This window comes from Microbulbifer regidiadema (SeqCode) (assembly GCF_052467605.1).
The window spans coordinates 2,296,875-2,310,345 of sequence record NZ_CP174316.1; the positions used below are offsets into that span (position 1 = coordinate 2,296,875).

Sequence of the window (13,471 nt, forward strand, 5' to 3'; positions counted from 1 at the left end):
CACATGCTTAGATACTCTGTGCAACAGAGGCATCAGGGAGTTATGCGGAGGCTTCCCGAGCTAAGTAAAGTTATCCATCGAGCGGAAAGCGAACCCGCTGGCTCCGCTTGCCGCGCAATAGCACCTCCAGCTCACCACTGTGCGGCTTACCTGCAACATCGATACTGGTACCCGCATAGAGTCGACCTGCAGTGTCGAGTTTTTCACACTCGTCCTCGCTAATACAGTGGCGTACTTCAACAACTTCTACATTAATATTGCCGCTATTTGAGAGGCGGTAAGAGTCCCCCTCTGCAATCAAATCCACTTGGTAGGCCCCGCCTTCAGGCTGTACAAACACCAGTGCCTGATAGGCCACGAGGATTTTTAGCGCAGTCTGCTCCGTCTGTATATCGCCAACGACCGGCTTAAAAGTGACCCGGTAAACTTTTTCCTCCTCCAGATCACGATCCAGCGCCATCACGCGAAAGCGCTTTCTTTCACCGGGAGCTAAAACTGCCTTGGCGGGGCTGACCAGGAGTTTAAACTCTTCGGGGTTAATCACCCTTACTCTCTTTTCATTATCCCGCCCGGGGTTATCAACGCGAAATATTTCTGTCTGCACATATAGGGTTTCTTCATCTGGGTTGCTGACAACCACATCGTCCCTCGCGCTGGGACCATCCTGTAAATACAGGAGAATCTTATCTACAGACATCGAAGCCATAACCGGTTGGGCAAGTAGTAGTACGAGTAATAAAAATGGCTTTTTCATTGGAAACTAGCTGACCTTAAATGTTCTTATCATGGGTTCTGTGCCGGGCTATTTTACCGGGATCTGATACCGGTAGTCATGAGCAAGATAGTTATTCTGCCCTAATTATCAAGCGCGAGTACCCCTTTAGCTGCCGCTCTGACAGACACCGGCTATTGTCCAGAGAAATCGTGCGCTGTACCCCCGGCGCCGTTAGCGAAATACTAATATGTTCAGCCGGCATATTCCGCAAACAAAGTGCCCGTGAATTATCTACCTCTCTCTGCTGCCAGGCGATATTGGGCGGAAAAATTAACATGATCTGCGCGGTTGCAGATTGAGAGCTACCTGCGGCAGAGACGGGCTCTACCAGCAGAGAGGCACAAATCAAGGCAAGCGATACTACAGCCAGCTTTAATCTACACACAGACGGGCCCTACCTCTTACAGCGCAGAGAGACAACTTCTGCACAGACTACAAATGGGTCATCCGATTTAATTTTAGTTCGATAACCTAACAGGGGGGGCATATTTCGCCCCCGCAGACCTTGCAACAGCGGCGGCACCGTCTATTTTTCCTGTATGACCCGGCTCCCGCTTAAGTCCGGCTCATCTCTGGAGCAAAGGCCAAATTGCGCCAAATCCCAGACGACAATAACACCCGTTTTTCGGACCAGACTCTCATGCTAATTGCACATCGCGGCGATAAGACCCGCCAACCGGAGAATACGATTGCCGCTTTTGAGGCGGCCCATAATCTGGGGGCTTGCGCCATTCAGTGCGACATCCGCTTCAGCGCTGACGGCACTCCCTGGTGCTTTCACGAGGACAGTCTGCCTATCTCCGACAGCGACCAGCCCCAGGTCTTCCACTCTCTACTGGACTCGCAGCTGCACCACCAGTCACTCAACCGCTTTATCGAACTGGTAGACTGGGCCAGCTGTCACCGCCACCTGGATTGGTTTGTCGGCATCTCCCCGGCCAATATTGCCCCGCTGGGTTTTATACCGGCGGTAAAAAAGCTGATGGAATTGATGCGCAATGAGAATGAGTCTTTCGCACTGCTCTCCACGGACTGCCGCAGCCTCCGGGCTGCACGCAATATAGGCTGGCACCGGATTGCCCTGGAGATCAACAGTGTCTCCCGCTGCCTGTCTGCCGATATCGTCACTTCGGCACCGGAGTATCTATTGATTCGCGACAGCCATGTCGAGTGTGACGAACTACCTCCGGGGCCCTGGCAGTGGGTTGTCTATGAGATTAACACCACAGAAGAGGCGGTTCTCTGGCGCAAGCGCGGCGCCCACCACATTCTCACCGGAAATTTACCGCTGCTGATGCGCTCCCGGGAAGCAAGCGATGTCTACGGATTTTGATGTCTTAGTGGTCGGCGCCGGTATACAGGGAGCCGGTGCCGCCGAAGCCCTGGCCTCAAATCACTATTCAGTGGTCATACTCGAACAGCTGGGTATCGCCGCCGCCACCTCCTCCCGCTCGTCCAAACTTATTCACGGCGGCTTGCGCTACCTGGAGAGCGGCCAGTTCCGCCTGGTCTACGAGTGTTTGCGGGAGAGAAAGTGGCTGCTGGAGAACAAGCCTGAACTTGTGCGCATGGTCCCCTTTTATATCCCTGTCTACCAGCACAGTAAAAGGTCGGCCTGGGTAGTCCGCCTGGGGCTGAGCCTGTACAGCCTGCTGTCTGGGCTGAGCAATACCGACTCTTACTTTCGCAAAGTGCCCCCATCCCAGTGGGATAGCCTGCCAGGTTTGCAGAGGGAGGGCCTGCTGGAGATTTTCCGCTATAACGATGCACAGACCGATGATGCCGCCTTAACCCGGAATGTCGTTGCCTCAGCGATTACCCACGGGGCGCAGCTTATCTGCCCCGGTAGCTTGGTCGGCGCAGAGGTGACCGGCGATGGGGTCCGCGTAGACTATGTCGCTAACGGCAAGCTCAATACATTGCGCACCCGGGCGCTGATCAATTGCAGCGGCCCCTGGGTGGCCAACACCAATGCTCGCTGTACACCGCCGCTCGCCCTGCCTCCGTTCGATTTAGTCGCCGGCACCCATATTTTATTGCCCCTGTCTCTCGGCGATAAAATCTATTATGTGGAGGCCGATGACGGCCGCGCCGTTTTTATTATGCCATGGCGAGATAAAACACTGGTTGGCACTACTGAGCGCCCCTATTTTGCTGATCCCCGGGATGTCACCCCTACCCCAGAGGAGGAGAGCTACCTCCTACAGACAGTGCAGAAGTATTTTTCTCAGGCACGGCGACTCAGCGAGGAAGATATTTGTGAGAGTTATTCCGGGCTGCGGGTACTTCCCGAGATGGCCAAAAGTCCTTTTGCACGCTCCCGGGAAACGATTATTTGCAGCGACAATAATAAACAACCGAGAATTCTGGCGGTGGCTGGTGGAAAGTTAACAAGCTATCGCGCCACTGCGCGCAAATTACTCAGCAAACTTGAACCCACCCTGTGTGCGCAACCGCCTATTTTACCCAATACGCAAGCTTCAAAAACCGCAAGTAGCTCCTCTGAACGCGAGCGCAATATCTAAATTATTATTCCGAAGCTAGAAAGGCTGAGGGTGAGAAAAACTGCCCCCCAGAGATCGCGATTAATCATCATCCACACTGGAATTCATTACGGCTAAACAGCGGCTGCCCGGAGCGGTACAGGGCCCTTGCAACACGTAGGTAGCACGCTTATCACAGCCAGAAACCCCATAGGTTCTGCCCCCCAGTTGCTGAATGGTGATTGAGTCCGCATCACAATTCAAATCAAAGGGAGCCCTCTTGGAAACAGTTTCTTCCATCAATGAAGTACAGCCCCCCAAAACTAATACCACAGCACCCATACCGATTAACTTAATCATGCTAAATTCCTTTTATCCGTCTGTATTGTTAAGGCACCTCTGCAAACCCAAAATAAGCAGCTAATTAAAACGCTGGAAACTTTTAAACTCAGAGGCTCAGTATAAAGGCGAAGTCATTCGATATTCCATCACGACAACTTTTCAACCGATAAGCACAAGCCAGCGCCTGCCGATATCAATACCACCCCGCTCCAGCTTATAGCCCCTGAATATCTATCCGCATTACAGCAGTCGTTACAGGCGCAACCGAATAGACTCAGCCTCCGCTACCCAAGTCCATACAGCGGCTTCTCCGGTACCTATACCGAGTAGGGGCGTAAGTTTCACAATAAAGCCGCACATCGACACAGGCATCCCATATAATGGCAGCTACTCTGTTTTTATTAGTATTTTGCGCCACCATTTATGTCCGAATTTAGTACCCACCGTTTCTGTACCGCACCACTACTGGATTAGACCTATACTAAAAAAAATCAACTAAAATCAATGGGTTAGCTCGTTCTATTTTTTTTGTGTACCAGTCTCGACCACAAATCTGATATTTTACAGCGTATTAGTGATCCTCCATGAGAGATGAGTGCCTGCGTGAGTCCTGGGCCTCACAGGCACTTATGTGCTCAAGCCATCTCGGCGCCGCCACCTCCTTTTGACTCAACCGCATAGATCACCCCCTGGATAGTGGCGCTCACTTCCTCGCCTATCAGCTACAATACTGCGTCTTTTGTGTCCAGGTCTGGGCAAGTCGTGACCCACTCCAGGGCTGCACACAGGCGTGTGACTCGTTGTAATTGCTCCATTTGCATTCTTACAGGCATGCTCGTCAACTCCTTGAAACTACTAATCCCTTATGGCGCTCTAAACTTTAAAGTAGCACCCATGCCACCTAAGCCCAGTTATCTGCACTGGCATTTGGCGACAACCCAGTAAAAGCTACTACCGAATTCATAGTGTGTGAACATTCATGCTGAAATATTTCGATTTTCGCAATGTAAAATGCGGCAAAGTTTCTATTGTCGAATTTTCATTTGGGAGGGCTGATAACGCGGCTCGATGTTTGAGGCCGGAACACTAGGCGAGCGCCTGCGCAACGCACGGAAACGGGAGAGGATGACGGTTGCACAGCTAGCAAGACAGCTGGGGCTTGTTTCATCTCAAATTTCGAAAATGGAAACAGGAAACAGGAAACAGGAAACCAGAAGATAGCCGCAGAGCTGCTGCCAGCCTGGTGTGAAGCGATTGGGATCACCCTGGCGGAGGTGTATGGGGCCGAGAACCAGCACCACTTTGCGCAGATTCCCTTCCCACCTTTAAGCGCTCGCCTTTACACACAGCTACCCAAGGAGTGGCAGCTACATATTCAGCGGGCCATTGAAAGTACCTACCGAGCACAGAAGAAAACGCAAGACCCTACGGCGGAGGGTTAGCCTCTCAACACAGTCCGGGGTCCTTAGAGCTAACCCCGCGCACATGAGCTGGAAAACCGCGTAGCGGTTTGGAGGTCCAGCACTGAAGGTGCGACATGCTGCGCCTAGTTATATGCCTGCACCTTGAACCTCATTAAAAAGTACCGATGGAACACCAGATTTTTGGTATTTGTGCGCAGTAACTCTATTTATACTGGGTTTAAAGCTGACCGGGCCAATTACAAAATAATTGCTTGTTAATTTTTCTATGAGCAAATCGCAAAAGTCTGCCCAATCATTATTATATTCGTTTCTTTTCACTTCGCCGGTGAAATAACACATTCCTTCTGCCAGCCAAAATAGAGTTAGTGCTGTACCCAGATCGCAGGCTTCGTTAATTACAATCGCATTTGGAACATCAAATCCATCACCCCAGTTGTAACTGATTGCGTAGCTTTGTAGAAAGCATGGATTTCTAGAAGCTTTTACAACACGCACTAGCTCTTGAAGGTTCTCTTCGCCTTGAATCTGATCTATTAATTTTTGCTCGATATCGCTAATCATAATTGTATATAACGTTGAGCTAACGGGCCAGAAAAGCGCAGCTTTGCTGGCCCGCGCGGACGACAGCCCGCTTTGAGTGACTCGCTATATTTACCCTTTAATGACATAGCTATAGATACCCTTCCCTATTTGTTTATAACTTGGATCTCTACCTTCTTCCGTAGATACTTCAATGCCATCCAACGGCAAAAATATACCACTCTCAGATGAAAAAAATTCTTGTAAGACTACATAGAGGCCCTGATCTGAAGCCCTAACTGAAGCTGGATTTAACTCCGAAATTTCAGTTGGCCACTTTTCTTTGCCTATTGCACCGTTTTCAGAATAAAGCGATTGCACTGCAATTCGTAAGTTATCAGCCTGAATACTTGATTCACTGTGATGATCAATACAACCTACGAGCAATAAAACAGTAATTATTAGAAATATGCGCATGACTAGTAAATATAACTCCCGCAGAACGCGCGGCTTTGGAATGGAGGCGAAGCTACAATGGAAAAGGCGTCGCCGTGCCTGCGATTGTTAGCCCTTTTCACTGAAGTTTACTGTCCAAGTAGTGCAGAATCGTTCTGCTTGCGTTGCATACTAGCTCCGCATCTGCCCCCCTTTTCAAGAAGGATGCGCTCGCCTTCGGGCTCATGCTCTGAACCAGGCCCAGTCATCTCATTCGTATGAATTATCTTTCCGACATCGTGAATCGCTACTCCGATGCGAATAAATTCAAAATCTAACGAGACATCTAACTCTTAGAATATATCCTCATAGTCTTCATCATTCTTTCGCCCGTGGAGAACTTCCCACATACCTTCCTGATGTAGCCAAATCTCGTCGGCATTTCTCTCGATATACTCATTCACATCCATTCCATCTATAACAGGCGGTCGTTTGACCCTGACTTGTTTTCCATTGATGAAAATCCAATTATATCTCTTTTTTCTATTAGCTTTTTCGCGCTTTTGTTCAGCTGTGAGCCTATTCTTTGACTTTGCCATTTCTTTGAGACCTTAAACGCTAACGCCCTGCTAATGGACAGACGCTGCGCAGCAGTGGCTGTCCAAGCCAAGGTTTCCTTGGCTGATAATTGAGCAGTTTGTTATGAGTTATTTTATGGCAATGTAACATGTTTCACCCACAGATTAGCTGACCAGCCGATAAAGCCACCGATAATTGCAGTATAAATGAGAACATTGGCCGCTAAGCTAAAAGCTAAGCCAGCTAACACACCTGCAATGGCGTCACAAACCAACTGAACTAGCCACGCCTTTTTAAAAGCTTTGGGGTCAATTTCAGGAGCTGCCAGAAAACCAATGAACAACCCGAGAGCACTAACGACCAATAAGCGATTCCAATCACCGAAGTAGAAAACTAGTGAAGCGACTGCGCAAAATAATGCACATGCCGAGCCGCTAATAGATAGTAGTTTTAGTTGCTTCATTTATGACTCATAACGCCGCACCTGTGTTTTATACACATATTTGAATCCTATTCAAAGTCTCATACAGAGAAATAGCCTAATTTCCCGACTGGAATGAATGAAATTTAACCGTCTATAAGACCAAAAGCGCTTGAGTTTTACGCTAAATCTAGCGCTTTCCCTGGAGTAGAGCGCATATTGATTAAACAATCACCAGTATCCCTCTCTACTTAGGTATCTGATCTTGCCTGTAGTAGATAGAGTTGAAGCTCTCAATACTCTTGTAGAGCTTATCAGAGTAGTAATTTTCACTGGTTCACTTGTGTATAAAACTTAGCGCCGCACTCAGCCGCAGCTTACTTTGTGCGCCTTTTGCGCGAAAATTTGGAGCGCAGCAACCGCACAAAAGGCGCACAAAGTAAGGGGTCGGCCTGCAGCGCTTCGTTATACCTAATTCTGGGGGGTTACCTGGACCTCAAATGGAACCCCGCTTGAAGCTGTAAACTTAATATCCGCAGATTGATGAAATTCTGTGAGTAAAACCGGGCTAGCCACAAGCACAAATCCAGTAGACTCATTGAATTCGTACACTTTCGTTTTTAACCGGATTTGGTTCTCCGGGGTTTGTTCGGCGTTTAGCTCAATTTTTAGCATGTTATCTATACGCATTTCACTTTCAGCGCCTTCCTCATTAAGAAGCTGAATAGATGCCAGCTGTTCATTATTTGAGCTGGCATCTACTTTGAGCATAATTGGAGACGCCGTGGAGAAAGAGGCGTATAGAAGAGATGCGCCCCCAAGTGCCAATATTGCAGTAATATAATTCTTGACTCGTTTTACGACCGCAAACTTTTCTGATTCATTTACAAGAATATCTTCTGGGATAATTGAAAATGCAGAAGAAATTGATTTAACCGACTCTTGGGACGCCTTACCGCTTTTCTCGATTCGCTGTATGGTTCTTAAGCTAACCGATGCCACTTCAGCCAGCTGCTGCTGACTCCAGGCTCGCGACTTTCGCAGGCTGATGATCTTGTTTGTATCTACTTGCACTTCCATTTCTCTGTCCTCTGAAAATTGAACTTAAATTTTCACCGGATCAGCCTTAATTAGTTACGTCATTCTTACGACATTAGTACGAAATTCATGCGACAGGCATAACGCCAAGCCTGTGTTTTATACACATTATTTAAGTCCATTTAGAGCTTCTGCTGCCTCAATATAATGAAGTAGCTTGGTGTATCCCTGCCAAACGGTTTTCACCCCTGGCTCACCATCCCCTTTACGCCCCAAAAAACCTCCTAAACCTGCCAGCATGCGGGTTATATCCCTCATGCTTGGGGGTTCATTTGGTGGAGTAGTTTTATCTCGCATCATCCATATCATACGCCATTCTTTTTCAGAGTAGGCACTCGTACACGGTGCTTCAGGAAGTCTTCGTGCTCGTGTAGTTATCGAATGTAGTCGCCATCCAATAATCATATAGATCGCAATGCAGTTCAGCATTCGCTGCTCTGTTCTAAAACGATTACTTTCTATCTGACATCCACCTTTTAACACTCGAAAATAGGTTTCAATTTCCCACCGGCTTCGATACCACTCAATGATAACCCTCGCCTGCTTAAAGTCTTCAACTGAAAGATCCGTCAACAGCATCCACTCAATCCCTTTCTCACCCTCTGGTGGGGTTAATTCTTTAGCCAGTACAGCATAGAGAGAAAGTGGTCTTTTAGATTTTCCTTTTCCTAGTAATCGTATTTCAGTAGTGGATACGCTAACTTTGGCTTTTCTTCCAGGTTCTCCATTCCGCTTGGGAATATCTACCGTGTATTGACCAATAGATTTCTGCTCATTCATATGATCCCAAAGCAAAACCGTTTCTTCTCCATCGATCTCTAAAGTGCGATTGGCCTTAGCTCGAACGATATAGCTCGCCCGCCTCTGTTCGCTTTGATCTTCAGCCAGTTGAAACCACTCATGAATATCACCCTCTCTATCAGCAATACTCACAATTGTGCTTTCAGGACAGCGCTCCTGTATCTGACAAGCAGATTCGTAATGGTCTAGCCAGCGTCGACTCTCCTTATCCTTTATCGACTTGGTATAGCGGGAATTGGCGCTTGACTCCTTATCTCTCTGCCACATACTGCCCTCAACGACACCCAAGTTAACTCTTGATGGCGTTATAGCGATGGAGGTGTGCAACAGTTGCTGATTGGTCTCTTTCCGCCTAAGTGTTCCCATCTCTTTACTTTCTAAGTCAGTGGCAAAATTTAGAAAGGTGGTATCTTGAGGGATAAGAACAACGGGCTGCGCCTTGATTCTCTCAAGAGTTGCTGATTTATGGCCGCTCATAATAGAGTCAAAGTTGACTTTATCATTTTCGATAAAACGATAAGCCGCAAACGTTTCTGCCCAAGTTTTGTTTGCACAGGGAATGCTACTCTTTGGATCTGAACTTAAACTACTAAGAATATTGGACAAGCGCTTATTCAAGCGTGTATCACCCATAACCTGATTTTTTACTTCGTCCATGACCCAGTCCTGCATAATAATCCAATCAAATCAAATCTGTAATTCTTACCAGGACAAACTGTAACTTATTGATTTACATAATAAAACTGGAAAAACTTGTGTATAAAACTTAGCGCCAAGCTTTGGGGCGGACCACGCAGTGGGCCGTCCTAGCAGCCATAGGCTGCGACAACAGCGCCTTGTTATGCATTTACCACTCCCAATGCGGCAAAACCGTAGCCCATGAAGATAATGCCGCCAGCGAAAAAACCTAGCCACCAAAATTCGCTTCTTCCTATACCCGATAAAAGCTTCTTTTTGTATATAAATATCTTTGCGCACCAGTAGGTAGCAGTACAAAGAGCGACAAAGGATATAAACCCTAACCAGCCACCCAAAGCTCCTATGACTAATAATGAACTTCCAAGAGAGGCTGCCATCCCTGCTAACAAACCCTCGAGAAGATAGTCACTGTTCTTTTTACTGTCCTGTCTTCGAAACCAGCTCATGAGTCACCAGAAGATGCAGTAGTGGTAGGACAGCCGGTTACCCTAACTGCCCCCACGCAGATCCGGACGTGCGGAACTACCGCATCCGGCTCTTCAGTAATATATTCGCTCGTGTAAAGCACGAACCCTAATACCAGTCCACAAGTATACTGCGTTTGTATACTCGCGGTGGCTTTAGCCCAAAATATCCCAGCATTTCCTTTAGACTATTCCAGTTATAACTCTTGCGCTGACTCCGTCAATTGAGCCATTTGTGTATGCTGTGTAGAACATAGCTGTACAAACGGGACAAGCTTCGACTGTTGTCTGGCAGACCGAAGTAGTTCTGGAAGCCTTGTAGCTTGCGCTTCAGTGTGGGCAGCCATTCTCTCAGACGCTCACTGCGCTTGGCTTTGATCCAGTGGTAGAGCGCTTCCATTGTGCCCTTCTGTTTCTTTGCGGCAGTCCGGCGCCTGAGCCTGGGACGTTTGTTGACGTCCAAGCTCCAGTAGAACTCAAAACCCAGAAACTGGAACTGCCGTTTTCGGCCCGGATGGAAGCGGCTAAAGCGCTTCAGGTGCGTTTTCTCGGGGGCTAACTGCAGGCCAAACTTGTTCAGCCGTTGCGGTAGTACCCGGTAAAATCGCTCTGCATCCGTTTTCAATTGGAAAGCCGCTACATAATCATCGGCGTACCGGATTAGCATGGCTCTGCCACGCATACGCGGCTTAACCTTCTTCTCGAACCACAAATCCAGGACGTAGTGCAGATAGATGTTCGCCAGTACCGGACTGATCACGCCACCTTGCGGGGTGCCTGCTGCCGCTTTACTAAACTTACCATCTGGAGTTTGCACGCGCACCTTAAGCCACTGTTTAATCAGTGTCAGCAGGGCTTTGTCGTCGATACGAAGGGCTAGCATGCGCAGTAACCAGTCGTGATCCAGCTGATCGAAGAAGCCTTTAATATCGGCTTCAACGATGTAGCCGTAGCCTTTGAATTGCAGGTTTAAGCCAAGGCTATGTACGGCTTGGTGGGCGCTTTTCCTGGGGCGGTAGCCGTAGCTAAAGGGCAGAAAATCCTGCTCCCAGATACTTTGCAGTAGCTGCGCTACGCTCTGCTGCACCAGTTTGTCTTCCACCGTAGGCAGCCCCAGTGGGCGCTGCTTGCCATTGCCTTTGGGAATCAATACCCGCTTAATCGCCTGGGTGCGGTAGCGTTTGTCACACAGCCGTTGATGTAGGCATTGGATATTTTGCGGCAGACCTTGCCGGTAAACTTCGGTTGTTACTCCATCGATACCGGGGCGGGCCTGCTTGTTGAGCTGGCCCCAGCTTTGATACAGCAGGTTGGAATTTAGCAGTCCGTATAAATTCTGAAACCTGTGCGTGGGGTGGCTCTGTGCTTTAAATGCGATGGCGTGCAAGGCGGTTGTCATAGTGTCTCCAGCCCTACTTTGTCCGGACTATATTTCTGTTGCACACCGATATTACTGTCAGCCCCTTCGCCATGTAAGCGGCTTTCCCGCTCTCGGACTACTATGAGCTGATCCGACTTCCGAGTGGTCTTCGTTGGTTTCACCATTAGGCTTAACTTCCCTACCTGTTCCTTCAGGAACCTGCTCGGATCTCTCAAGTTCTCAATACCTCTCTTTCTACATGCCACGGCTTGATAACCCCGCCGATCCGCCACAACCTCACCAATGCGGTTGCTTTGCCTGGACTTCGATGGCGTTACACATCTCGTCAATCGGAGCTCATTTTATTATCGGAGCGATACCAGCATTTCAGGGTCACGATAACCCCTATGGCCTATAGAATTCTCTGTGTACGCTTCACATAGTTTGTTCACAGTGAGAAAAAAATGAGTATATTTTTTTCCTTCTGCTCCGCCCTACGCGCAACACTCGATACGGGTGGCTGGTTAGGCCTTACCCGACAGGGACTTCCACCCTGCAAGAAGCATCAAGCTTAGCTTGACGCACTAACGCCTAAATAAGGGGCGCCGTAGGCGTCCCTTTGATTTTCTTGTTAGCTTCTGGAACTCAGAAGGCTTGACCACCATTTATTCAGAACACCGTTGGCAAAGTAATGAAAAGTATCCATTGAAATTGGTAAGTCTTCTGCTTTCCAGCTTGCACCTAGTGTATGTGCTGCAAGTCCTAAACTTCCTTTTTCAGTTGGGTATTCTTCTTTTGATATGGAGTCTGGTGGAGAACAGAGAGGAGCTGGAAATGGCGTACCACCGTGTAAAGCTGATGAGCGATACCCGTATAGCTTACCTAAAATTTCTCTGTAACCAGTTTTTGTCCATTTCACTCTCATCCACTCTGGCGGCCTCTTCTCTGGTTCGTCAGGCATGAACTCCAAGCAAAATTTAATGAATTTAGTTGTAGCACCCAAAGAGTGAATAATCTCATTAGCTACTTTCTCTACCAACACATCACCACCACTATCGAAAAGCATTTCTGCTAGGGCGGGTTTTGATGCCTTCAGCCTTTCTACTGGTGTATCTTGTTCAGATGACCATTGATTAGCTGCCGTTTCCAAAGATGAAATAAGCATTAACCATGCTAACTCAGGCTCGCTTTCAGCAATCCATAATGCATCTTGATACATTCTTGATGCTCTTACCAAAGCAATATATTGCTCTTCATCTAGGTAGTGAAGAGAATATAAGTCTCCGAGTTCAGAGATATTCACTGTTTTTACAACACTAGGTAATACAGCACCTCTAATACCAATATTGATCTCTGGTTTCTTTTCTCTCGTCGATCTAGGTCTTCCAAACTCATCATCAGAGTACGCATCATAGCTTCTTGTTACAGCTCCCGCTTTGACACGTATGCCAAGCTTCAATGAAGCAAGAGCTGCAATCTCGTCTGTGACCCACCCTCCATGATATTTCGATGTGTCTGTTTTTACACCGTATGAACTCTGGTCATCTATATACCAGAACATTCTTAGTGTAATTGCATCATTTATTGAACCAGGACCATTAGTTCCTGAGATCATATTTAGAAATTTATATGGCCCTTTCTCATCATTAAGCTCGCCAGTGATGTGTGCATCAGAATATAAAGGGGATTCAGATATAGAGTTTGGTTTTGCATCTGGTGAAAATTCTTTCATGTTCCAGTAAGACAAAACACCACCAGTATTTCCTGACAAGTTTTACTCCATTGTTTGAGAAGAAGCTAACGCCGCTAGCAAGGGCAGCCGAAGCAACGCGTAGGCTGTCCAGCCCAGTCCCGAAGGGGTTGGGCGAGCTTGACTAGCCTGGTTATGGCTGGCGCGCACTGAACCACCTATTTGCTCTCTACCAGCCAACTTTGGCTGGCCACTGCCCGATAAATTTAAAGGGAAAAATACCATACTTTCCCAACCGGTTAACTATCTGATTGGCACTCCATGATGGCGTAGCTGGCTTGCAGGGCTTGCTGACTTAAAACGATGGCACTGGAGCGAAAC

14 protein-coding genes are annotated in these 13,471 nt (G+C 47.9%); 3 read left to right on the forward strand and 11 right to left on the reverse strand.

From position 1 onward, the window contains the following. Positions 1 to 70: 70 nt before the first annotated feature. Positions 71 to 754, reverse strand: a complete 684-nt coding sequence (locus ACJJIF_RS10715; RefSeq protein ID WP_444932204.1) for a fimbrial biogenesis chaperone — start codon at positions 752 to 754, stop codon at positions 71 to 73. A 661-nt stretch (positions 755 to 1,415) separates the two neighbouring features. Between ACJJIF_RS10715 and ACJJIF_RS10720 the strand changes: the two genes are divergently transcribed. Next, entirely contained in the window at positions 1,416 to 2,108 is a 693-nt protein-coding gene (locus ACJJIF_RS10720) for a glycerophosphodiester phosphodiesterase family protein (protein WP_444932205.1), read from the forward strand. After that, positions 2,092 to 3,300, forward strand: coding sequence for an FAD-dependent oxidoreductase (locus ACJJIF_RS10725; protein WP_444932206.1), 1,209 nt, complete (start codon positions 2,092 to 2,094; stop codon positions 3,298 to 3,300). The genes ACJJIF_RS10720 and ACJJIF_RS10725 overlap by 17 nt, the downstream gene beginning before the upstream one ends. Positions 3,301 to 3,360: 60 nt before the next feature. Here ACJJIF_RS10725 and ACJJIF_RS10730 read toward each other — a convergent pair whose 3' ends face one another. Then, positions 3,361 to 3,618 (reverse strand): hypothetical protein, encoded by a 258-nt coding sequence (locus tag ACJJIF_RS10730; RefSeq protein WP_444932207.1) that lies wholly within the window; start codon positions 3,616 to 3,618, stop codon positions 3,361 to 3,363. A gap of 1,107 nt (positions 3,619 to 4,725) precedes the next feature. Here ACJJIF_RS10730 and ACJJIF_RS10735 point away from each other — a divergent pair. Then, positions 4,726 to 4,821 (forward strand): hypothetical protein, encoded by a 96-nt coding sequence (locus tag ACJJIF_RS10735; RefSeq protein ID WP_444932208.1) that lies wholly within the window; start codon positions 4,726 to 4,728, stop codon positions 4,819 to 4,821. A 329-nt stretch (positions 4,822 to 5,150) separates the two neighbouring features. Here the strand turns inward: ACJJIF_RS10735 and ACJJIF_RS10740 are convergent, their stop codons facing one another. The 9 genes from ACJJIF_RS10740 to ACJJIF_RS10780 form a co-directional block, all read right to left on the reverse strand. Further along, positions 5,151 to 5,585: a DUF4274 domain-containing protein gene (locus tag ACJJIF_RS10740; RefSeq protein ID WP_444932209.1), complete on the reverse strand. Its 435-nt coding sequence runs from the start codon at positions 5,583 to 5,585 to the stop codon at positions 5,151 to 5,153. Between the two features lie 90 nt (positions 5,586 to 5,675). Next, positions 5,676 to 6,020: a hypothetical protein gene (locus ACJJIF_RS10745; protein WP_444932210.1), complete on the reverse strand. Its 345-nt coding sequence runs from the start codon at positions 6,018 to 6,020 to the stop codon at positions 5,676 to 5,678. Between the two features lie 311 nt (positions 6,021 to 6,331). After that, positions 6,332 to 6,577 (reverse strand): hypothetical protein, encoded by a 246-nt coding sequence (locus ACJJIF_RS10750; protein WP_444932211.1) that lies wholly within the window; start codon positions 6,575 to 6,577, stop codon positions 6,332 to 6,334. A 113-nt stretch (positions 6,578 to 6,690) separates the two neighbouring features. Next, positions 6,691 to 7,020 (reverse strand): hypothetical protein, encoded by a 330-nt coding sequence (locus ACJJIF_RS10755; protein ID WP_444932212.1) that lies wholly within the window; start codon positions 7,018 to 7,020, stop codon positions 6,691 to 6,693. Positions 7,021 to 7,449: 429 nt separating this feature from the next. Beyond that, positions 7,450 to 8,058: a helix-turn-helix transcriptional regulator gene (locus ACJJIF_RS10760; protein ID WP_444932213.1), complete on the reverse strand. Its 609-nt coding sequence runs from the start codon at positions 8,056 to 8,058 to the stop codon at positions 7,450 to 7,452. A 126-nt stretch (positions 8,059 to 8,184) separates the two neighbouring features. After that, complete coding sequence (locus ACJJIF_RS10765) at positions 8,185 to 9,549, reverse strand: IS4 family transposase (RefSeq protein WP_507021839.1); 1,365 nt, start codon at positions 9,547 to 9,549, stop codon at positions 8,185 to 8,187. 167 nt (positions 9,550 to 9,716) lie between these two features. Continuing rightward, complete coding sequence (locus ACJJIF_RS10770) at positions 9,717 to 10,022, reverse strand: hypothetical protein (RefSeq protein WP_444928834.1); 306 nt, start codon at positions 10,020 to 10,022, stop codon at positions 9,717 to 9,719. A gap of 238 nt (positions 10,023 to 10,260) precedes the next feature. Next, positions 10,261 to 11,439: a group II intron reverse transcriptase/maturase gene (gene ltrA, locus ACJJIF_RS10775; RefSeq protein ID WP_444932214.1), complete on the reverse strand. Its 1,179-nt coding sequence runs from the start codon at positions 11,437 to 11,439 to the stop codon at positions 10,261 to 10,263. 592 nt (positions 11,440 to 12,031) lie between these two features. Then, on the reverse strand, positions 12,032 to 13,171 hold the full coding sequence (locus ACJJIF_RS10780; RefSeq protein WP_444932215.1) for a hypothetical protein: 1,140 nt from the start codon (positions 13,169 to 13,171) through the stop codon (positions 12,032 to 12,034). Positions 13,172 to 13,471 lie beyond the last annotated feature (300 nt).